Annotated in this window: 19 protein-coding genes and 1 pseudogene; 1 reads left to right on the top strand and 19 read right to left on the bottom strand. The window is 61.4% G+C overall.

Annotated elements, in window-relative coordinates; translation table 11 throughout:
• Positions 1-86 precede the first annotated feature (86 nt).
• The 6 genes and pseudogenes from BLIJ_RS04670 to BLIJ_RS04645 form a co-directional block, all read right to left on the bottom strand.
• A complete protein-coding gene (locus BLIJ_RS04670) occupies positions 87-1,154 on the bottom strand; it encodes a tyrosine recombinase XerC (RefSeq protein ID WP_012577287.1) in 1,068 nt (355 codons plus the stop codon).
• Positions 1,155-1,188: 34 nt separating this feature from the next.
• The gene (locus BLIJ_RS04665) at positions 1,189-1,446 is read right to left on the bottom strand and encodes a DUF6725 family protein (protein ID WP_007052610.1); all 258 of its coding nucleotides are present in this window, start codon (positions 1,444-1,446) and stop codon (positions 1,189-1,191) included.
• A gap of 227 nt (positions 1,447-1,673) precedes the next feature.
• The gene (locus tag BLIJ_RS04660) at positions 1,674-2,738 is read right to left on the bottom strand and encodes a prephenate dehydrogenase (RefSeq protein ID WP_012577286.1); all 1,065 of its coding nucleotides are present in this window, start codon (positions 2,736-2,738) and stop codon (positions 1,674-1,676) included.
• Positions 2,732-3,709 (bottom strand): prephenate dehydratase, encoded by a 978-nt coding sequence (locus BLIJ_RS04655; protein WP_012577285.1) that lies wholly within the window; start codon positions 3,707-3,709, stop codon positions 2,732-2,734. The genes BLIJ_RS04660 and BLIJ_RS04655 overlap by 7 nt, the downstream gene beginning before the upstream one ends.
• Positions 3,710-3,788: 79 nt before the next feature.
• On the bottom strand, positions 3,789-4,235 hold the full coding sequence (locus tag BLIJ_RS04650; RefSeq protein WP_012577284.1) for a hypothetical protein: 447 nt from the start codon (positions 4,233-4,235) through the stop codon (positions 3,789-3,791).
• A gap of 38 nt (positions 4,236-4,273) precedes the next feature.
• Positions 4,274-4,627 (bottom strand): annotated as a pseudogene (locus BLIJ_RS04645) (helix-turn-helix domain-containing protein); the annotation flags it as partial.
• 239 nt (positions 4,628-4,866) lie between these two features.
• On the opposite strand from BLIJ_RS04645, the gene BLIJ_RS13500 reads away from it, so the two are divergent.
• A complete protein-coding gene (locus BLIJ_RS13500; RefSeq protein WP_012577282.1) occupies positions 4,867-6,273 on the top strand; it encodes an MFS transporter in 1,407 nt (468 codons plus the stop codon).
• A 181-nt stretch (positions 6,274-6,454) separates the two neighbouring features.
• Here BLIJ_RS13500 and typA read toward each other — a convergent pair whose 3' ends face one another.
• The 13 genes from typA to infC form a co-directional block, all read right to left on the bottom strand.
• The gene (typA, locus tag BLIJ_RS04640) at positions 6,455-8,386 is read right to left on the bottom strand and encodes a translational GTPase TypA (protein WP_012577281.1); all 1,932 of its coding nucleotides are present in this window, start codon (positions 8,384-8,386) and stop codon (positions 6,455-6,457) included.
• A 186-nt stretch (positions 8,387-8,572) separates the two neighbouring features.
• Positions 8,573-9,820, bottom strand: coding sequence for a cysteine desulfurase family protein (locus BLIJ_RS04635; protein WP_012577280.1), 1,248 nt, complete (start codon positions 9,818-9,820; stop codon positions 8,573-8,575).
• Positions 9,821-9,822: 2 nt separating this feature from the next.
• The gene (gene nadC / locus BLIJ_RS04630; protein ID WP_012577279.1) at positions 9,823-10,716 is read right to left on the bottom strand and encodes a carboxylating nicotinate-nucleotide diphosphorylase; all 894 of its coding nucleotides are present in this window, start codon (positions 10,714-10,716) and stop codon (positions 9,823-9,825) included.
• 3 nt (positions 10,717-10,719) lie between these two features.
• A complete protein-coding gene (nadB, locus tag BLIJ_RS04625; RefSeq protein WP_012577278.1) occupies positions 10,720-12,351 on the bottom strand; it encodes an L-aspartate oxidase in 1,632 nt (543 codons plus the stop codon).
• Between the two features lie 90 nt (positions 12,352-12,441).
• The gene (gene nadA, locus BLIJ_RS04620) at positions 12,442-13,722 is read right to left on the bottom strand and encodes a quinolinate synthase NadA (RefSeq protein ID WP_012577277.1); all 1,281 of its coding nucleotides are present in this window, start codon (positions 13,720-13,722) and stop codon (positions 12,442-12,444) included.
• 59 nt (positions 13,723-13,781) lie between these two features.
• Positions 13,782-14,609 carry an NUDIX hydrolase gene (locus BLIJ_RS04615; RefSeq protein ID WP_012577276.1) on the bottom strand — a complete coding sequence of 276 codons (828 nt, stop codon included), beginning with the start codon at positions 14,607-14,609 and terminating at the stop codon, positions 13,782-13,784.
• A 131-nt stretch (positions 14,610-14,740) separates the two neighbouring features.
• Complete coding sequence (gene scpB / locus BLIJ_RS04610; RefSeq protein ID WP_012577275.1) at positions 14,741-15,457, bottom strand: SMC-Scp complex subunit ScpB; 717 nt, start codon at positions 15,455-15,457, stop codon at positions 14,741-14,743.
• Between the two features lie 12 nt (positions 15,458-15,469).
• Positions 15,470-16,384 carry a segregation and condensation protein A gene (locus tag BLIJ_RS04605; RefSeq protein ID WP_012577274.1) on the bottom strand — a complete coding sequence of 305 codons (915 nt, stop codon included), beginning with the start codon at positions 16,382-16,384 and terminating at the stop codon, positions 15,470-15,472.
• A gap of 18 nt (positions 16,385-16,402) precedes the next feature.
• A complete protein-coding gene (locus BLIJ_RS04600) occupies positions 16,403-17,242 on the bottom strand; it encodes a ParA family protein (protein WP_010080876.1) in 840 nt (279 codons plus the stop codon).
• A 247-nt stretch (positions 17,243-17,489) separates the two neighbouring features.
• A complete protein-coding gene (gene xerD / locus BLIJ_RS04595; protein ID WP_012577272.1) occupies positions 17,490-18,416 on the bottom strand; it encodes a site-specific tyrosine recombinase XerD in 927 nt (308 codons plus the stop codon).
• Between the two features lie 114 nt (positions 18,417-18,530).
• Complete coding sequence (gene rplT / locus BLIJ_RS04590; RefSeq protein ID WP_011068013.1) at positions 18,531-18,914, bottom strand: 50S ribosomal protein L20; 384 nt, start codon at positions 18,912-18,914, stop codon at positions 18,531-18,533.
• A 52-nt stretch (positions 18,915-18,966) separates the two neighbouring features.
• Complete coding sequence (rpmI, locus tag BLIJ_RS04585; RefSeq protein WP_007052593.1) at positions 18,967-19,161, bottom strand: 50S ribosomal protein L35; 195 nt, start codon at positions 19,159-19,161, stop codon at positions 18,967-18,969.
• Entirely contained in the window at positions 19,142-19,864 is a 723-nt protein-coding gene (gene infC / locus BLIJ_RS04580) for a translation initiation factor IF-3 (protein ID WP_032682519.1), read from the bottom strand. The genes rpmI and infC overlap by 20 nt, the downstream gene beginning before the upstream one ends.
• Positions 19,865-19,963: the final 99 nt, after the last annotated feature.

The following is a 19,963-nucleotide window of genomic DNA, read 5'->3' as shown; positions in this document are numbered from 1 at the left end:
TTTTGTTACACCCATGTAAAATTCAGGGGTTCTTGCCGGCTAGGTTCAGTCTTTGCTGAGTTTGTTAACCAATGTCCACATAGTGGTCATGCCCGCGGAAAGGCCTGTCCGTAACGGTTCTTGAGCTGCTCGATGGAGACGTGCGTATAGCGTTGTGTAGTTTTCAAGGAGGAATGCCCGAGCATCTCCTGCACCTCCCTCAAATCGGCACCGCCGTCCAGTATGTGCGTGGCGGCGGAATGACGCAACGCATGGGGGCTGATGTCCGGCACGCCGGCCTCTCGGGCCGCTCTGTGCACGATGTCACGGGCTATGCGTTGGTCGATACGGCCGCCTCGTGCGCCGAGGAACAGGGCGTTGGCAGCACGGGACTTGACTGCATCCGTTGCCGTACGGGCCAGTACCGGCCGCCCCTGTTCCAGCCAAGTCTCCAGCGCACGCTGGGCGGGTAGTCCGAACGGCACCACGCGTTGCTTGTTGCCTTTGCCGGTGACTTTGATGGTGCGATTGGAGAAGTCGATGTCGGCGATATCCATCGACACCAGTTCGGCGACACGGATGCCGGTGGCATACAGCAGTTCGAGAATCGCGGCGTTGCGCTGCGATTCGGCGGTGACTCGGGCGTTGTCGCGCTTGTCTGCACGGGCGGGTGCCTCACTGCGGTTTACGGTATCGGCCGACTTATCAGCTGTCTTGCCAGCTGCCTTGCCGCTGCCGGACGCGGCTGCCGCTCCCCCATCGTCCTTGTACTGGTTTGTTGCAACGGCATGTTCAGCGACATCCAATAATTGCTCGGCCTGGGATTCGGTGAGCACCGCGGGCAGCGTGCTGGGAATCGAGGGAGTCATCAGTGTGGCGGCCGGGTCGGTGGCGGTCAGCCCATGCTCATAGGCCCACGCGAAGAACCCGCGCACGGCCACGGTTTTGCGGGCCATGCTGCTGCGGGCGTGATCGCGCGATTCCACCGCCATCCAGCTGCGCAGATCATCCAGCGTGATCTCGTTCAGATCGGTCACGCCGCGCAGCTCGAACAGGTGCAGGCATGCCGTGAGATCCGCGCGATACGCTTTGAGCGTATTCGCTGACAGGCCGCGGTTGGACTTCAGATAGGAGACGAAGGAGTCGATATCGCCGTCGAACTGCGTAGATGACACTCTCGTTCTCCTCCGAATTCTTTATGGCCTTGGGTTACGGCCGGGGTGGCGTGTTACGCCGCTCCGGCACGGGTTTCAATGTGGCGATCTGTTCCTGATGGATGGTCACGTTCTGGGCCGGGCGCGAACCATTGGCGGCGGCGTCACGCACCATCTCCAACGTGTATCCATCCCAGGAAACCACATGCCCCACATAGTCGCGGAACTTCATACGGTGGTCGACCGGGTCAATGCCGTCGGTGATGCGCACCACCACGCGGGCACCGGCCGGAATCTGCCTTGGTAACGTCATACGTCATCATCCCCTTAACCATCCGCCGCATCAACTTCTATGCGTTTCCCGAAAAACGGTACAGACTACCTTACTCCTTTGGGTCTTTCGAACAGCGGAGCCACACGGTCTTCTCACGAAAACAAGCGGGAACTTCATCCCCCTCGCGCAGCCTTCTTCGTGACGGGCGGCGAGGGGAACCTGCACACGGGCTGCATGGCGGGGCGCAGTTACATGGCGGGGCGCAGTTACATGGCGGGGCGCAGTTGGACGATGGCCTGACGCGGATGGATGAAACCGGTGATGGCTTCTCCCCGGCGTGCGGAGAACAGCAAGGTCTGCTGCCAGCCGGCTTCGGGGACGGCGAGCTCGCGTTCCGGGAATCCGGCGGCAGTTGTGCCGGCTTGCTGCGCGGTGGCCGTACCAGCTTGTGCAGCGGTGATGCCGGCTCGCGTCACGGCGGCCTTGTACCGGCGGAAGGGGTCGCCTTCGGCGAAGAATCCCATCACATCCTGCTCGCCGTCGGCACCAGCGTGCAGTTGGTCGGCCATATCGGTCAGACGTGCCGCCATGCGGCGCAGCAGCACTTCGACGTTCAGCGAGTCTTCCTCGACCATCGCGCGCGTGCGGTCCGGGTCGGTCAGGGACACGCGGGTCATGTCCCTCCAGCAGCCGGCAGCCAGTGCGGCGGCGATGTTGCGGTCCGGGTTGGCGACCAGTTCGTTGATCAGCGCGGTGGACACCACATGCGGCATGTGGGAGATCATCGCCGCGGCCTTGTCATGCGTCTCGTCGTCCACGACGATGACGCGGTTGCCGACGTCCTTGGTAATCATCGCGGCGACGTCGAGGAAGCGGCGGTAGTCCGTGGACTCGTCCACGGTGATGGCCCATAGGGCCCCGTCGTACAGATGCGGGTCGGCGGCCTGCCAGCCGGACAGTTCGTTGCCGGCCATCGGATGGGCACCGACGTAGCACTTCCCCAGCGCGGCAGCCTTGACCTGATCGCGGACCATGCCCTTGACTGAGCCCACGTCGGTGAGCGTGGTGTTCGGATGGTCGCCCATAAGCGGGGCTAGGGCGGCGAGGATTGAGGGCATCGCCTTGAGCGGATTGCACAGCACGACCACATCCGGCTCGGCATCCATGAGTTCGGAGAGCGTGCTCTTGCAGAAAATGCCATCGGCTTCGGCCTGGGCGTAGGGGTGCGAGCGATGGTTCCACGCGATGACGCGTACGCCGCGCTCGGTCAGGCGGCGTGCGAGCGAGCCGCCAATCAATCCGAGTCCGACGATTCCGACTGTGTCTACCACAGCAGTTCCTTCCTTGCTCCCTCGGCGTACTGCCAGCCTTCCGACGCGCGATTGGTGATGTGGACGCCGCCCTCGGGCAGCATCCAGGCGTCGACCGGCGGGTTCGGGCGTTCGCGGCGCGGGTAGACGGCCAAGGTTTTTGCCCAGTCGCCGTGTCCGGCGATCTCTTCCAGTGCGGTGCGGAATCTTGGCTCCCAGGGGGCAGCGTCAAGGGTGGCGATGAAGCTGTAGGTTCCGTCGTGGCCTTTGATCGGGCGCGAGATGAAGCTGGTCATGTTCAGCCCCGCATCACGCAGGACGTCCAGCAGGTCGGCGAGCACGCCAGGGCCGGTGACCAGCGGGATGAAGGTGATGATGGTTTCGAAGTCGCCGGCGTCATTGCGGTGGGCGCGGGCGTTGAATTCCTGGACCACATCACGCGGGGCGATGACAAGGAATTCGGTGTGCGCGCCATCGAAATCCTGCACATGTTCGGCGAGGGTGTCGAGATCGTAGAGTTCGCCGCAGATGCTGGGGCCGAGCGCCACGCGGCCAGGCTTCAGGTCGCGGCAGGCGGCGGCGTTGGAGGATGCGGGTTCGGGCTGCAAATGGTGTTCGGCGATGAACCGGGTGCATTGGGCCAGGCCGTGCGGGTGGGCGCTGACGGGGTTGCCGGTGCAATCGCAGATGCTGTGGCCGCGCACGGTGAAGGCGTTGAAGGCCACGTCCACACTGATCCGGGCGAAGCCGGCCACGTCGGGGGCGTCGATCAGCGCGTCGAGATTCGGGACCACATAGCCTTCGACGTTGTTTTCCCATGCGATGACGCCCCAGCCTTGGCGCGACTGTACGGCCTGCATGATCGCGGGCACGTCGGGTAGGGCGGTGAGGTCGAAGTCGCCGAGTGTGGCGAACTGGTCGGCGGCCGTCATTGCCGCCTGATGGGTGAAGGTGCCTTCCGGGCCCAAGTAAAACAGTTTCATGCGTGCCATAAGGTTCTATGGTAGCGGCCGTAATCCCCTACGCCCGCCGATACGCGACGCATTCCCGGAAATGTGCCGCCATATATAGTTACGCGCGCGATTCAGAATGAGTGGGAATAACGAACCAGCGGGCGGGAAGAATGAGCAGGACGACTTGGACCAGTATCAGGCCGTACAGCCAGATGTAGCCGGCATGCTGGGAGAAGAACGGCATGTCGCCTTGGAATCCGGCGACGATGAGCGCTTTGCCGGATGTGGTGGTCAGTGCCATGCCCCATGCGGTCAGCGAGGAGGCGATGAGGTGCAGGGCCAGTCCGACCGCGCCCATGCGCGAACGGGCGCACCATGTCGATAGGCCGATCAGCAGAAATGCCAGCACCAGACCATACGGAACACTCAGTTCTGCACCCATACGGTGGGCGAACGTGCCCACAAAGGCGGAAGCCACGCCCGCCGCAATCGTGATCAACGATTTGACCAGCGCGTTCTGGCGATACGACCACGGACGCAGTTCAGCAGTGCTCTTCACAGTCATGCGTTTCAGTATAGGTGGGGATATGACTTGGCGAGGAATAAAACATTGATCGTCTCCCTCATCACCGCATTCTCCAACCGCAGGGCCTCCACCTGCCGGCGCAGCCCCTCCACGCCGTCTCCGCCGGACCCGGGCATCGGTTCAGCGGGCATCGGCGCGTTTCTTGCGTTCATCAGGCCCAGTATCCCCTCGCTGTGGTAGCGGTGCATCCACTGGTACACGCTCGTCGGCGTGCAGCCCGCGTCGCGCGGATCCTCGCGAACCCATTTCACCAGCGCCCCCTCGGACGGGTACCCGAGCTCCGCAATGACCTTCCTGATGGTCATGCCCTCAGTGTCGTTGAGGTAGGGTACGCACTGCCGAATGTTGTTGCGCAGGACAAGTTTGACCATGAAGTTGTTGGGTTCGCTGTATTCGGGGTCAGGCAGGCCGATCTCGGCCATTATCGGGTTTGTTCTCCGGTGTTTGTTCCAGCTCGTCAGGAGTGCTGGCTTTGCGTGACTATGTAGTTTGTGATGACTTAACCTTCACAATGCGAGATGCAAGTAACGTAATTTTCTTATCTATGCAAGCATGAAGGGTGTACTTATTCGGAGCACTGTATTCCACTAATGTTTGGGGTCCGTGATGAATGCAATATGTTTACGACATCGTTAAATCAAACATCAAATATGCCTCATCCGATTTCTTGAGTTTTAGAATCATTTTTATGGTATATCTAAATAATCTTTTACATAAGATCGCCATCGTGCGTATTACGGAGTTGGATTCAGCATTACGTATTATGTGTTTCAATACACTGCTCAATAACATAGGTTCCGTTGCAATGGTATCGACGTGGTCGGTATATGTTACTGGCATTTTGAAATTTAGTACGTTATGGCTAACCGTGAGCGGATGTGCAATGGCTGCGGGAATGATGATCGGCTCTGCATGCTGCGGTACGATTACCGATCGTTTGGAACCACGATCTGTTATTTGTGCATCTAATATTTGCTTCGGCATGTGCATGGCTTTGTTATGCTTTATTACTGATCCTGCAGCGATCACAATTTTACTTGCGATGTCCGGATTATCATCTTCATTCTATCATCCGGCTAGAAGCATTTTGATAGTACGGTATACACCGTCCGACGATATTGCTACAACACGATCAGTTACTGCGTCATACGGTTATCTTGGCACGATTCTTGGTACGATTGGTTCTTTGCTTGCATTGTCGGGGAATACGCGTTCTTGGTACATCGTTGCCATTGCTGTAAATGCTATAAGCAGTTTTTTAGTGTCGGTAAGCGCTTTACGACTGCCTAGGATCCGTGATCATTCAGAGAATAAATCTGTTCGCAATGCATTTTATTGGTTACGTAAATCTTTTAACTCTATTCGTAATATCAATTTCAAAATGCTGCATCTTAATGCTCAAGGTGCTATGCGTGATTCCCGGTTCATCATGACCTGTATCCTGATGAATATTCCCGTATTGGCTTTGTACGCATTTAATACTGGCATGCCAGTATGGCTGGTAAAGTTCACTGCATTTCCAACAGTTTTAGTTGGAGTTCATAAGGCAATGGTAAATCTCACCGGCACGATATTGCATACCGTTTTAACGCGTAAAAATGCAACCTTCTTGGAAGGTGTTAAGGATTACGAATGTGCTGCTTTAATCCAGTCACTCGCAGTAGTATTGGTTCCGGTCTCTTTATTCCTATCTCAATATGGATACGAAATTGCTGCTATTTTCGTTTTTTGTGTCATCACTGCTCTGCTAGCGTTGACTGAAATTGCTATGAATGGCGCGGCTTGGACGGTATCATACGCTTTACGTCGTCAAGGAAAGCAAGGAGAATACGAAGCGTCAAGTAATTTTATCGACGGCGCTTTCGGTATTTTATATCCTTATATTACTACACCATTATGCTCTTCATTTTCCATGATAGGATGGTGGATCGTTGGTTCGATAAGTGCAGTTGGTGTAATAATTATGCGCCTATTTATCAAATCTCCATCAACCAATAACAAAAAGCAGGTGGGTTGACTCATCTCTCGATGAGATCAATTAAGTGTGAAATAGATGCTATGAAATGGCCTCTATTATGAGGTCTATGGGCGTGGAAGGTTGGACGTTTGAGCATCCAACCTTCCACCCGTAAACTCTTATAACTTAGCTCCCCTCAGAGAGGGGAGCTAGAGAGAATGGTGGCTACAGCCGCACCAGATTACTTACCCTGCTGCGCGGCGTTCTGGCGGCGCTGCTTGGCGCGCCACTTGTACCAGTCCTCACGGCCGAGGATGATCTTGCGCACGCGGATGGACTCCGGGGTGACCTCCACGCACTCGTCCTCGTTGGCGAAGTCCAGGGACTCCTCAAGGCTCATCTTGATCGGCGGGGTCAGGGTCTCCAGCACGTCGGCGGTGGAGGAACGCATGTTGGTCATATGCTTGGCCAGCGTGATGTTCACGTCCAGCTCGTCGGGCTTGTTGTTCACGCCCACGACCTGGCCCTCGTACACCGGGGACTGCGGTTCGACGAAGAAGTTGCCACGGGCCTGCAGACGCTGCATGGCGTATGGGGTGGCGATACCCTTGCGGTCGGAAACCATGGAACCGTTCTGACGGATGGTGATGGCGCCGGCCCACGGCGCGTAGCCGGCGGAGATGGAGGAGGAGATGCCGGTGCCGCGAGTGGCGGAGAGCAGCGCGGTGCGGAAGCCGATCAGGCCACGGGACGGCACGGTGAACTGCAGACGGACCCAGCCGGAGCCGTGGTTGGTCATGCCATCCATGCGTCCCTTGCGGTCGGCCATGAGCTGGGTGACGGTGCCCATGTACTCTTCTGGCACGTCGATGGTGGTGTTTTCCATCGGCTCGTTGACCACGCCGTCGATCTTCTTGGTGACCACCTGCGGACGGCCGACGGTCAGCTCGTAGCCTTCGCGACGCATCTGCTCGGCGAGCACGGCCAGCGCCAGCTCGCCACGGCCCTGGACCTCCCAGGCGTCGGGGCGGTCGGTGGGCAACACCTTGATGGAGACGTTGCCGATGAGCTCGCGGTCCAGACGATCCTTGATCATGCGGGCGGTGAGCTTGTGGTCCTTGCCCTCGGTGCCGGCCAGCGGGGAGTCGTTGGTGCCGAAGGTCATGGAGATGGCCGGATCGTCCACATGGATGAGCGGCAGCGGCTTCGGGTCGTTGGGGTCGACGATGGTCTCGCCGATCATGATGTCGTTAACGCCGGCAACGGCCACGATGTCGCCGGGGCCCGCGGACTCGACCGGGGTGCGCTCGAGGCCCTGCGTGCGCAGCAGTTCGGAGACGCGGAAGTTCTCGAGGGAGCCGTCCACACGGGACAGGCCGTAGGTCTTGCCCTTCTCAAGGGTGCCGTTGTAGATACGGACCAGACCGAGTCGGCCGAGGAAGTCGGAGGAATCGATGTTGGCCACGTGAGCCTGCAGCGGGGCGCCTTCCTCGTATTCGGGGGCCGGGATGGTGGAGATGATGGCCTCAAACAGCGGCTCGAGGTTGTCGTTGTCTGGCAGGCCACCGTCGGCGGGCTGGTTCACGGAGGCGTAGCCGGCCTTGGCGGCGCAGTAGATGACCGGCATCTCCAGCAGCTGGTCGAGGTTCAGGTCGATGCCCTCGTGCTGCACGTCGTCGGCCAGGCCGAGCAGCAGGTCGGAGGTTTCGCCGACGACCTCTTCGATACGGGCGTCGGGGCGGTCGACCTTGTTCACGCACAGGATGACCGGCAACTTGGCCTCCAGGGCCTTGCGCAGCACGAATCGGGTCTGCGGCAGCGGGCCTTCGGAGGCGTCCACGAGCAGCACGACGCCGTCGACCATGGAGATGCCGCGCTCGACCTCGCCACCGAAGTCGGCGTGGCCGGGGGTGTCGATGATGTTGAGGGTGATGCCCTCCGGGTGGCCGTACTTGGCGGCCAGCGGACCGGTGTATTCCACGGCCGTGTTCTTGGCGAGGATGGTGATGCCCTTCTCGCGTTCCAGATCGTTGGAATCCATCACACGATCCGGCACTTCCTCACGCTCGGAAAACACGTGCGACTGCTGAAGCATGGCATTGACCAGGGTGGTCTTGCCGTGATCGACGTGAGCCACAATCGCCACATTACGGATATCTCCACGAACCGCCATCGAAACCTCTCTTAATGCTGATTCTTTTGCGTAATCGTTCGGTACTTGCGTTCTCGAGTACTTGAGTATCTACTCTGAGGTGTTATGTATACCTGCACACAAACCGTCACGATGATACTTGCACGGCTTGACCACACGGCGAGCGCTCCCCCGCGGATTGTCCGGGCCGGACCCGACGGTGCCGGGTCAACGCCGGGTCAGGCCGGCATAGGACTCTTCGAGGGCCAGGCTGACCCGTTCGATCTGCTCGCGGGCCAATGGCCTGCGGAACGTCATGCGCAATGCCGATTTGGCGACGGACGGTTCGAGGCCCATCGCCAGCAACGTGGCAGGAATCTCGTGGCGCCCGATGGCGCAGGCCGAGCCGGATGAGGCAGCGATGCCACGCGCGTCCAGGTCGACGAGCAGCGCCTCGCCGGTGACGCCGGGAAAGACGAAGGAGGCATGACCGGGCAGACGGCGCACGGGGTCGCCGGTCAGGTCGGCGCGGGGCACGACCCGGCGAACCGCATCGATGAGCATGTCTCGGGACGCGACCAATTCACGGTACTGCGCCTGCATGCGCGCATTCGATTCATTGAGTCCGATGGCGAGCGCCACGGCACCGGCCACGTTCTGTGTGCCGGAGCGCAGGCCGCGTTCCTGCCCGCCGCCGGACAGCACCGGTTCGATGGGCGTGCGGCCGCGTACCAGCAGTGCGCCCAGACCTTTGGGCGTGCCGAATTTGTGTCCGGATACGGACAGAGCGTCCACATCCCAGTCACGAAAACGAATCGGAATCTGGCCGGCGGCCTGTACGGCGTCCACATGGATGGGCACGCCGTGCGCATGGGCGATGCGGACCAGTTCCTCCACGGGTTCCACGGTGCCGACCTCGTTGTTGGCAAGTATGGTGGAGACCATCGTGGTACGTTCGCTGGCCTCGCCGTCGAGCTCGCGTTCAAGTGCGTCGAGATCGAGATGTGCTTGCGCATCCACGGGAATGCGCACGACTTCGAAACCGAACCATTCGTGCAGCCATGCCGCCGATTGGGCCACGGCCGGGTGCTCGATAGCGGAAATGATAATGCGCGGGCGGCTGCTTGCCAGCTGTTTGCCATCGGTTTCGTCGAGTCCGTAGACCGGCCGCAGGCCCAGCTTGCGCATGCGGGCCATGGCAATGCCTTTGATGGCCAGATTGTCCGATTCGGTGCCGCCTGAGGTGAAGATCACGTCATCCGGCCGGGCGCCCAATGCCGCGGCAAATGATGCGCGGGCCGCGTCCAGCGCGCGGGCCGCGGTTTTGCCAGGCTGGTGCACACTGGCCGGATTGGCGTAGGCCTCAGTCAGGAACGGGGTCATGGCCTCGATGACTGCCGGGCTCACTGGTTCGGTGGCGGCGGCGTCCAGGTACAGTTCGCCGGCTTCGCTGGACGTGTTGGGGGTATCGGCCATGACTAGTTCCAATCCAATCCGAGGTCGATGCTACGCACGGAGTGGGTGAGCGCACCCACGGAGATCACGTCCACGCCGGTGGCGGCCACGGCTGGCACTCGCTCCAGGCTCATGTTGCCGCTGGCTTCCACGATGGCCTTGCCGTCGATGAGCTCCACGCCGCGACGGGTGTCGTCGAGCGAGAAATTGTCCAGCATGATGGTGTCCGCTCCGCCGGCGAGCACGGCGGGAATCTGGTCAAGGCGGTCGACTTCCACTTCGATATGCGTGGTGTGGCCCACCTGTTCGCGCACGTGGCGGATCGCGCCGGCCAGGTCGATGCCGCGCGCGGCGAGCGCCGCCAGATGGTTGTCCTTCATCATGACCGCGTCGGACAGTCCGTAGCGATGGTTGTGGCCACCGCCACAGACCACGGCGTATTTCTCGAACGGGCGCAGGCCGGGCGTGGTTTTGCGCGTATCGACGATGCGGGTGCGCTCGTAGCGGCGTGGCCGGGTGACGGGTCCGTCATAGTCATCGCCGTAGATGGCGTTCACCGCGTCCACGAAGGCGGCGGTCATGGTGGCGATGCCGCTCATGCGCTGGGTGAAGTTGAGGGCGATGCGCTCGGCGGTGAGCAGGTCGCGTACCGGACCTTCCACGGTGGCGAGTACCTGGCCACGCTGGAATCGTTTGCCGTCCTTGATGGCGGCGGTGACGGTGACGGCCGGGTTCTGCGCGGCGAAGGCTGCGGCGAACACGTCGATGCCGCTCATCACGCCGTTTTCGCGTGCGGTGAGGTGGGCCGAGCCGGTTTCGTCCGCGGGGATGGTGGTCTCGCAGGTGATGTCGCCGTAGGGCGCGTCTTCGGCGAGCGCCGCTTCGACGGCGACGCGGATGATGTGTGATGTGAGCATGGGTTAGTCCTTGATGTAGGCGACGGAGTGGGCCCAGTTGTCGACTGGCTCGCTGTAGTCGGTGCGGGCGTGGGCGCCTCTCGACTCGGTGCGGGCGAGCGCGGCGATGGCGGCCACATAGCCTACGGTGAGCATGTTGCGGTTCTCCAAAGCCTCAACGCTGCTTGCAGCACCATCGGCGTTTACATCAGCCTGGGCGTTTGCGGCGGCGAGGCCTTGGCCGAGTTCGGCGATGGCGGTTTTCAGTCCGGCCTCGTCGCGCAGCACGCCGACGCCATGCCACATGGTGTTCTGGATGCGGGTACGGTCCCAGACCTTGTCGGCGGCGGTATCGTCAGCAGCAGCCGTAGCGGCAGGAGCGGCCAGCGCGATCGGCGCATGGTCGAACACGGCACCGGTGGCGGAGTTCAGGAACGGTTCGGGTGCCCAGACCGCGTCGTCACCGTCCGCGACGGCGGCAAGACCGGCGCGGCGTCCGTAGACAAGTCCTTCGAGCAGCGAGTTGGAGGCAAGGCGGTTGGAGCCCATGACACCGGTGCGGGCGCATTCGCCGGCCGCGTACAGGCCGGGGATGGAGGTCCGGGCGTTCAGATCGGTGCGAATGCCTCCCATGTAGTAGTGCGCGGCGGGCGCCACCGGGATCGGCTCCTTGCTCCAGTCGAAGCCAAGCGAACGCGTATAGGCGTCGATGGTCGGGAATCGGTGGGCCAGGAAGCTGGCCAGGTCGGGGTTCTCGCGGGTCATCGGCGACACGTCGAGCATCACGGGCTTGCCGCCTTGCGCCTGCATCACGCGGAAGTTCTCGCGGGCCACGACGTCGCGCGGTGCGAGTTCGGCGCGCGGATCGATGTCCCTCATGTACCGGTGGCCGTGTTCGTCCAGCAGCACCGCGCCTTCGCCGCGCACGGCTTCGGAGACGAGGAAGTGCTCGCCCACGGCCATGGCGGTGGGATGGAACTGGTAGAACTCCAGATCGGCGACCTGGGCGCCCGCACGCCATGCGGCGGCGAGGCCGTCCGCGGTGGCGACCGGCGGATTGGTGGTGTACGGGTACATACGGCCTGCTCCACCGGCGGCCAAGATCACCCGGTCGGCGGACAGATCCTTGTCCTGCCCGTCGATCAGCAGGCGGACGCCGGCGATGTGGCCGTCCCGCACGATGAGGTCTTTGAGGAATGCGTTCTCGATGATGTGGATGCGCGGGTTCTTGCGCACCATGGCGGAGACGTCCAGTTCGAGCACTTTGCCGGTGGCGTCTCCCCCGGCATGCACCACGCGGGCGCGCGAATGAGCCGCTTCCAGGCCGCGCAGCATGTGTCCCTGCGCGTCGCGGTCGAAGTGGACGCCGGCCGCGGCGAACTCGCGGACGCGCTCCGCACCCTCACGGGTGAGGATGTCCACGGCCTTCGGGTCGCACAGGCCGTGGCCCGCGGCCATGGTGTCGGCGGCGTGCAGCTTCGGGTCGTCGTCGGAGAAGATGGCCGCAGCGATGCCGCCCTGCGCATGATAGGTGTTCGATTCCACCAGTTCGGCCTTGGTTACCAAGGTCACGTCGTGTCCGGTGCCGGCCACGGCCAGTGCCGCGGACAGTCCGGCGACGCCTGCGCCCACGACGACGATTTCAGTGTTGCTCATTGTGTTGCTTTCCTCTGTTTTTGCGTCATCCGCTCCCCCTCAGTCACCTACGGTGACAGCTCCCCTCAGGGAGGGGGAGCTAGAAGCATGTCACGGGTGAACGCGCAGCATGCGCTCCAGCGCCACCTTGGCTTCGCGGGCGGTGTCTTCGTCCACGGTGATGCGATTGACCACGTTGCCGGCTTCGAGGTTCTCCAAAGCCCAAGCCAGGTAAGCCGGGTGGATGCGGTACATCGTGGAGCAGGGGCAGACCACGGGGTCCAGGCAGAACACGGTCTTGTCCGGGTACTGCGCGGCCAGACGGTTCACCAGGTTGATTTCGGTGCCCACGGCGATGGCGGATCCGGCGGGTGCGTTGGCAATCTCCTTGACGATGTACGCGGTGGAGCCAGTGCCGTCGGCGGCGTCGACCACCTGCATCGAGCACTCGGGGTGCACGATCACCTTGACGCCCGGGTATGCCTTGCGGGCGCGTTCGACCTGTTCGACGGTGAAGCGCTGGTGCACAGAGCAGAAGCCCTTCCACAGAATCATCTTGGCGCGGGCGTAGTCGGCCGGATCGGCGGCGCCGCCCTGTGCCTTGAACGGATCCCACAGCGGCATCTCGTTCAGCGGAATGCCCATCGCGCGGGCGGTATTGCGGCCCAGATGCTGGTCCGGGAAGAACAGCACGCGCTTGCCGCGGGCGAACGCCCATTCCAGCACGGCGTGCGCATTGGACGAGGTGCATACGATGCCGCCGTTGCGTCCGCAGAACGCCTTCAGCGCGGCGGATGAGTTCATGTAGGTGACCGGGATGATCTGCTGCAAGCCATCGGAGTCCGGCTGGGTGCCGCAGATCTCGCCGAGCTGGTCCCAGCATTCCTGGACCTGGTCGATGTTGGCCATATCGGCCATCGAGCAGCCGGCGGACAGGTTGGGCAGGGTCACGCTCTGTTCGGGCGTGGAGAGGATGTCGGCGGTTTCGGCCATGAAGTGCACGCCGCAGAACACGATGTGGTCGGCGTCCGGGCGTTCGGTGGCGTTCTTGGCCAGCTGGAAGGAGTCGCCCACGAAATCGGCGTGCTTGATGATCTCGTCACGCTGGTAGAAGTGGCCCAGAATCAACAGTTTGGAGCCAAGACGCTGCTTGGCGTCGGTGATGCGCTGCTGCAGCTCCTCGTCGGAGGCCTTGCGGTATTCGTCCGGCAGCACCTGCTGACGCGGCGCGTTGGCGGGCAGACGGTCGAGCATCGAGGCACCGGGACCGTAGCTGGGTGTGGTGGTGTCGAAGTGCCATGGGTCCTGGGTCAGTCCTGCATCGCAGGTGCTTTGCGCGCCCAGCTTGGCGATGATCTCGTCAACGGACGGCGCAGTGGATAGTGCGGTCATAGCGGTTCCTTTCCTATATACGTCTGTGATGCCGGCCCGAAGCGGGTCGGCGGGAAAAATCAGATGCGCGCGGATGGGATCAGCGCGTCGAGAGCGTCTTCACGCTCGCCTTGTCTGGACAGTTCCACGATGTCGTCGCCATCGGATTCGTGGGGCGTACCGTTCTCGACAAGTCGTTTGGGGATGTAGCGGTAGACGGTGGCCGGTCGTTGGCGGCCTTCGCGCACCTTCTCCCCGGTGTCTTCAAGATCTCCCGAGGCAAGCATTTTGCGGCGGAAGTTCGCCAAGTCGAGGGTTTCGCCGCCAATCGCCTCATAGACGCCGTGCAGTTGGCGCAGGGTGAACGTGGGGCCGAGCAGTCGGGTGGCCACGTCGGAGTATTCGATTTTGGAGCGCAGGCGGAGCAGCGCGTAGTCGATGATCTGGCGATGGTCGAACGCCAGCTCGGGCAGTTCGTCTTCGGGGAACCATCGTACGTTGTCACCATCCTCGAAGCCCGCGGCCTCGGTCTGGCCGACGAGCGCCCAGTACACGACGGATACCATGGGTAATCCGCCATGAGACCGGGTCGGGCCTCCAAAGGTGTACAGCTGTTCGAGGTATCGCGGGTGCAGGTCTGTGGTCGATTCGAGGGCCGCGTAGGCAGACTGTTCCAACGACCGGTCGGAGCGCAGGTCGCCGCCGGGCAATGCCCAGCAGCCCAGGAACGGCTGACGGACGCGCTTGACCAAGGGCAACCAGAGACGGGAATGGGCCGAGTTCGCGGCGTTGCCGGAATCGGCGGCACTGTTGCCGGTATCGCCTTTCGGGCCGAGTGCCAGAATCACCACTGACACGCCGACCTGTGGCGGTGCGCTGCGGCGCTCGGACACATTGCCGAATCCCATGCCATGCCTCTTTCCATACCGGTTGTTCTCCCTGCATTGAGAGCATAGCACTACTTATAGTCACAATGACCATAAATCACATATTGGATGGTCTAGCGCACGAATATTGGTCAGGTAGCGGGCCCCAATCGCTACGAAATCACGTCCGCGTCTTCCGATTTCGACTGTGTCATTTCGGCGACGGGCGGGAGGAACGGCGCCAGGGAGGGTAGTTCGTCGAGACTCTTCAGTCCCATTTGGTCGAGGAAGAACTCGGAGGTGACCAAAAGGGCCGCGCGGGATTCGGGGTCCACGCCGTCTTCCTTGATAAGGCCGCGTACCGTGAGCGAGCGAATCACGCCATCGGAGTTGACACCGCGGATCGCGGCCACTTGGGCTCGGGTGACGGGCTGGCGATAGGCCACGATGGCAAGCGCCTCCAGTGCGGCCTGACTGAGTCTCGCAGTCTGGCCGTCGGTGACGAATAATGAGACGACCGGCTCGAACGCGGCGCGACTGGCGAACTGCCAGCCACGAGCGGTGCGGCGCAGTTCGAAGCCGCGCGGGCGGATGCCACGGGATTCATCGCCCTCATAGTCATCGTGCAGGGCTTGCAATGCCCCTTCGACTGTGTTGCGGTCCAATGCCAAAATACGGGCCAGCTCGGTGGCGGTCTGCGGCTGGTCGGAGACCATCAGAATCGCTTCCAGACATGCGGGCAGCCCGCCGGGAAAAACGTCTACCGTGAAATCCACGTATTGGGGACGCGCCTCCTCCACTCCCCTCACCGCGGCCTTTGCGGATCCAGCCGTCGATTCCGTATCCGCCATGTGTTCGGTTGCATTCGTTGCGTCAATCCGCTCAGTCACCAGTCGCCGTCCTTACGCAAAATCGCCTTCGGAAATGTTCACGTCGCTCATCGTTTCGTCTACGCCGGGCACCCACCTCAGATGCAGTTCGGCAAACGGACCATCTTGCTGATACTGCAGCACACCTTGTTTGAAGAACACGAGCACGGCCATGAACCGAGCCACCACCTCAATACGAGAAGTGCAGTCCCGGGTCAATTCGCTGAACGACATCGACTGGTCTCCCTTGAATTCCAGTGCCGCGATCAGTCGGTCGCGCACCACCAGCGATTGGGCCCGCAGATCGACCAGCGGCACGTGCAGCTGGTGAATCGATACTTCGGAGGCGGGCGCGTTGGCGATGACCTGGGCGGCCAGTTGGGCGAGTTCGAGCGGGGTCAGCGTCCATACCAGCTCAGGCAGCATGGCGGCAATGCCCTCGTCCATGGCCGCCGGGTGCGGGAATCGGCCGGAGTTGGCGGCGATACGCGCCCGGAAGTCACCTGCGGCCTGCTTGTAGGCGCGGTATTGGAGGAGTCGGGCGAACAGCAAATCGCGTTCGCGCAGTGCTTCAAGGCTTTGCTCATCGTGCTGGCTGTCTTCGCTGCCGGGCAGAATCGCCACGCTTTTGGCCTCGACCAGAATAGAGGCGATATCGAGAAAGGCGCTGGCCTCATCCATGTTTTTCGTGAAATCGAGCCCCCGCACGTATGTCAGGAATTCCTCGGTGATCGAGGAGAGAGAAACTTCGGTCAGCTCGAGTTTGTTGTTGGCGATCATGCCGAGCAAGGCATCGAACGGACCGGAATAGACTTCGAGGTTGACTTGGAAGCCGGAGGTGGCGGATTCCTCCGTGCTGATTTCGGCTTCCGCGGAGCTCCCCTCAGCCTCGCTACGCGAGCCAGCTTCCCTCAGAGAGGGGATCCGAGAAAGGGAAGTCTCATTCATCGTTTATCGAAACAATCGTTACGCCACGATGCCGCGAGCAATGAGCTCACGTGCCACCTCACGGTATTCCTTTGATGTCTTGTGCTCAGGTGCATAGACCACCACGGGCGCGGCGGCAACCGTGGAATCGGGCAGTTTGATGGAGCGGGAGATGAACGTGTGGAACACCTTTTCGCTGAACGCCTCGTAAATGCGCTGGCAGACCTCTTCGCAGTGCAGTGTCTTGGTGTACATGGTGATGAGCACGCCGTCCACTTCCAATGCGGGATTGATGCGGGACTGCACTTTTTCGATGGACTGCATCAGCAGGGCCACACCGCGCAAGGCGAAGAATTCGGCGGCCACGGGAATGATCACGCCATCAGCTGCGGCAAGCGCGTTCACGGTGAGCAGGCCGAGCGATGGCTGGCAGTCGACGATGATGAGATCGTATTCCGACTTGAGCTTGCGCAGCACGCTGTTCAGGATCTGCTCTCGGCCCACTTCGGTGACCAGTTGGACCTCGGCGGCGGACAAATCGATGTTCGCCGGAATCACATCGATGTTCTCGAATGCGGTGTGCTGCACCACATCATGTGGATCCACGGAAATATCGAACAGCGCGGTGTAAATCGTGTTCTCCACGGTATTCGCGTTGACGCCCAGTCCCACAGTGGCGGCGCCCTGCGGATCGAAATCGACGATAAGCACGCGGCGGCCATACTGGGCCAACGCACCGGCGATATTGATGGAGCTGGTGGTCTTACCTACGCCGCCCTTCTGGTTGCACATGGCAATGACGCGCGCCGGACCGTGCTGTTGCAGCGGTTCGGGTGCGGGGAAGGTTTCGTATTCACGTCCAAGCAAATCGGTAGGCATACTGTCTACCTTATCAATATCCATGTTCCGGGGTGGTGTAACGACATACGCTTCGTCCATGGGCAGCGTGCCTTGACGGAATGCGCCGTCTTGCCCGTGGTCGCCACGCCGATCTGCCATGCCTGGACCTCCGTCGAATCCTGATCTCACCTGACCAGCGTACTCTTATCCGTTCGCCAATATCGCCGCAAACACGTTGCTTCGACATATCGCGGACAACCCGTCTCATCACCTCGCCAGACATCGGTCATCGCGCCCGAGGATGGGCGGTGAGATAGGTTTCGATAAGCGCTTCGGGACTGACATGCGTGTAGATCTGCGTGGTGGTCACGCTGGCATGCCCCAACAGTTCCTGCACGGTACGCACGTCCGCGCCACCCTGAATCAGGTGCGTGGCGAACGAATGACGCAGGGTGTGCGGATGGAGTGGTTTGGTGATGCCGGCCCGTTCCCCGGTTGCTTTGACGATTTCCCATACCGATTGCCGCGAGATGCGCTTGCCACGTTTGTTGAGAAACAGTGCGCGTCTCTCGGGAATCTTGGCGCTGGAGCGCCGTTCCAGCTCGCCACGCCCCGCATTGAGGTATGCGGTGATGGCCCGGCATGCGTAGCTGCCCAATGGCACAAGCCGCTGCTTGGAGCCCTTGCCCATGAGTCGCGCGATGTGCTCGTCCAGGTCGATATCGTCCAGATTCGTGCCGGTGGCTTCCGAGACGCGGCAGCCGGTGGCGTACATGAATTCGAGCAGGGCCTTGTCCCGCAATACCACCGGATCGGTTGATCCGCCGACTGCCGCCGTGTCGAGCAGACGGGTTACCTCGTCCACGGTGAGTACGTCAGGCAGGGTGCTGGCACCTTTGGGTGCCTTGACTGCGGCAGAAACGTCGGCAGTCACCGCGTGCTGACCGAGCGCGAAGCGATGGAATTCGTGGATCGAGGCCAGTCTTCGGGCTTTGGAGCGGGCGGACTCCCCCGCCTGGTCAAGGGCGGCGATGTAGTCTTCGACGTCTTGTTTGGTTATGGCGTCCGGTTCGTGGATGCCGCGGGTTTCGAGCCAATCAATGTATTTGGCGATGTCGGATTCGTAGGCGGTGACGGTGGCCGTGGCGAGTCCTCGCTCCACACCGATGTGGACGAGGAACTGCTCGGTGAGTCTGGTGAATCCGTTGGTCATGAGTTTGTTCTCTCCCCCACCCGCTGCGCGAGAGCCCCCTCGTCAGAGGGGACTGATAATAGGAAACCCCGCTCGGAAGCGGGGTTTCTAGTGTGAAGTCACGACTTCAAGCAATCAGGCCTCAACCGGAGCGTTGACGTCCTCAGGCAGGGCGGCCTTGGCGGCGTCCACGATGGTCTTGAAGGTGTTCGGGTCGGAGACGGCAATCTCAGCCAGAGCGCGACGATCCAGCTCGATGCCGGCGAGACGCAGGCCCTGGATGAAGCGGTTGTAGGTGATGCCCTCAGCGCGGACGGCAGCGTTGATGCGCTGGATCCACAGCTTGCGGAAATCGCCCTTGCGAGCCTTGCGGTCGCGGAAGTTGTAGTTAAAGGAGTGCAGCAGCTGTTCCTTGGCCTTGCGGTACAGGCGGGAGCGCTGGCCACGGTAGCCGGAAGCCCTCTCGAGAACAACGCGACGCTTCTTGTGGGCGTTCACTGCGCGCTTGACACGTGCCATAATCTATTCCTCAGCTTTCTAAAGTCTTATTATTTCCGGGTAAGCCCTATGTTCACTTCTGCAGAAGCTGGTGCAGCTTCTTGGCCTGGCCGCCGCGCAGCACATCGTCGGCGGACAGTTCACGGCGCTTGCGAGCGGACTTGTGCTCGAGGTTGTGGCGCATGGCGGAACCGACATGCTTCACCTTGCCGGTGCCGGTGATCTTGGCGCGCTTGGAAGCGGCGGAATTAGTTTTCATCTTCGGCATTGCTGCCCTCCTTGCTGGTTTGCTTCTTGTCGGAAGTCTTCTGAGAAATCGCGGACTGCGCGTCGGCCGCGGCCTGAGCCTGAGACTCCTGCTTGGCCGCGAGACGAGCCGCCTGGCGAGCCTGACGCTCGGCGCGGGACTCGGCGCCACGACGACGCTGCTCGGACTGGGTGTGGACCTTCTTGCCCTTCGGCGCAAGGGTCATGATGATGTTGCGGCCCTCCTGCTTCGGCTTGGACTCGACGGTGCCGTATTCCTCGACATCGTCGGCCAAACGCTGCAGCAGTTCCACGCCACCAATCGGGCGGGAGATCTCACGACCGCGCAACATGATGGTGACCTTGACCTTGTCGCCTCCGTTAAGGAAACGGGTCACATGGCCCTTCTTCACGTCGAAATCGTGGTCGTCGATCTTCAGGCGGAAACGAATCTCCTTGATTTCCGCGGTGCTCTGGTTGCGGCGAGCCTCACGAGCCTTGATCTTCTCGTTGTACTTGAACTTGCCGTAATCAATGAGCTTGGCGACCGGAGGCTTCGCGTTCGGGGCCACCTCGACGAGATCGAGGTTTGCCTCCTTGGCCAGGTTCAGCGCGACGGAAGTCGCGATGACGCCCACCTGCTCGCCCTTCGGGCCGATCAGGCGTACCTGCGGGACGCGAATCTCGTCGTTAATACGTGGTTCGTCGCTGATGATGACTCCAATCCTCTACTTTAATTCCGTGGCGAGGTCCTTTGCTGGAGTCCTGTTCAATGCTTTGGGTTCATGGCAAGCCAAAACCAGCGCCAATATGCGCTCAGCTTC

Source organism: Bifidobacterium longum subsp. infantis ATCC 15697 = JCM 1222 = DSM 20088, from assembly GCF_000269965.1.
Lineage (GTDB): Bacteria > Actinomycetota > Actinomycetes > Actinomycetales > Bifidobacteriaceae > Bifidobacterium > Bifidobacterium infantis.
Note: the sequence above shows the minus strand (reverse complement) of the source record. Positions and strands in the feature narration are given on the sequence as shown.

Coding starts and splice junctions, on each gene's coding strand:
- BLIJ_RS04650 (WP_012577284.1), bottom strand. CDS start 4,235: ATGACTGTGAAGAGCACTGCTGAACTGCGTCCGTGGTCGTATCGCCAG.
- rpmI (WP_007052593.1), bottom strand. CDS start 19,161: ATGCCGAAGATGAAAACTAATTCCGCCGCTTCCAAGCGCGCCAAGATC.
- rplT (WP_011068013.1), bottom strand. CDS start 18,914: ATGGCACGTGTCAAGCGCGCAGTGAACGCCCACAAGAAGCGTCGCGTT.
- BLIJ_RS04655 (WP_012577285.1), bottom strand. CDS start 3,709: ATGGCACGCATGAAACTGTTTTACTTGGGCCCGGAAGGCACCTTCACC.
- BLIJ_RS04615 (WP_012577276.1), bottom strand. CDS start 14,609: ATGGGATTCGGCAATGTGTCCGAGCGCCGCAGCGCACCGCCACAGGTC.
- BLIJ_RS04600 (WP_010080876.1), bottom strand. CDS start 17,242: ATGCCTACCGATTTGCTTGGACGTGAATACGAAACCTTCCCCGCACCC.
- BLIJ_RS13500 (WP_012577282.1), top strand. CDS start 4,867: ATGCAATATGTTTACGACATCGTTAAATCAAACATCAAATATGCCTCA.
- BLIJ_RS04635 (WP_012577280.1), bottom strand. CDS start 9,820: ATGGCCGATACCCCCAACACGTCCAGCGAAGCCGGCGAACTGTACCTG.
- typA (WP_012577281.1), bottom strand. CDS start 8,386: ATGGCGGTTCGTGGAGATATCCGTAATGTGGCGATTGTGGCTCACGTC.
- xerD (WP_012577272.1), bottom strand. CDS start 18,416: ATGACCAACGGATTCACCAGACTCACCGAGCAGTTCCTCGTCCACATC.
- BLIJ_RS04665 (WP_007052610.1), bottom strand. CDS start 1,446: ATGACGTTACCAAGGCAGATTCCGGCCGGTGCCCGCGTGGTGGTGCGC.
- nadC (WP_012577279.1), bottom strand. CDS start 10,716: ATGCTCACATCACACATCATCCGCGTCGCCGTCGAAGCGGCGCTCGCC.
- BLIJ_RS04605 (WP_012577274.1), bottom strand. CDS start 16,384: ATGAATGAGACTTCCCTTTCTCGGATCCCCTCTCTGAGGGAAGCTGGC.
- nadB (WP_012577278.1), bottom strand. CDS start 12,351: ATGAGCAACACTGAAATCGTCGTCGTGGGCGCAGGCGTCGCCGGACTG.
- nadA (WP_012577277.1), bottom strand. CDS start 13,722: ATGACCGCACTATCCACTGCGCCGTCCGTTGACGAGATCATCGCCAAG.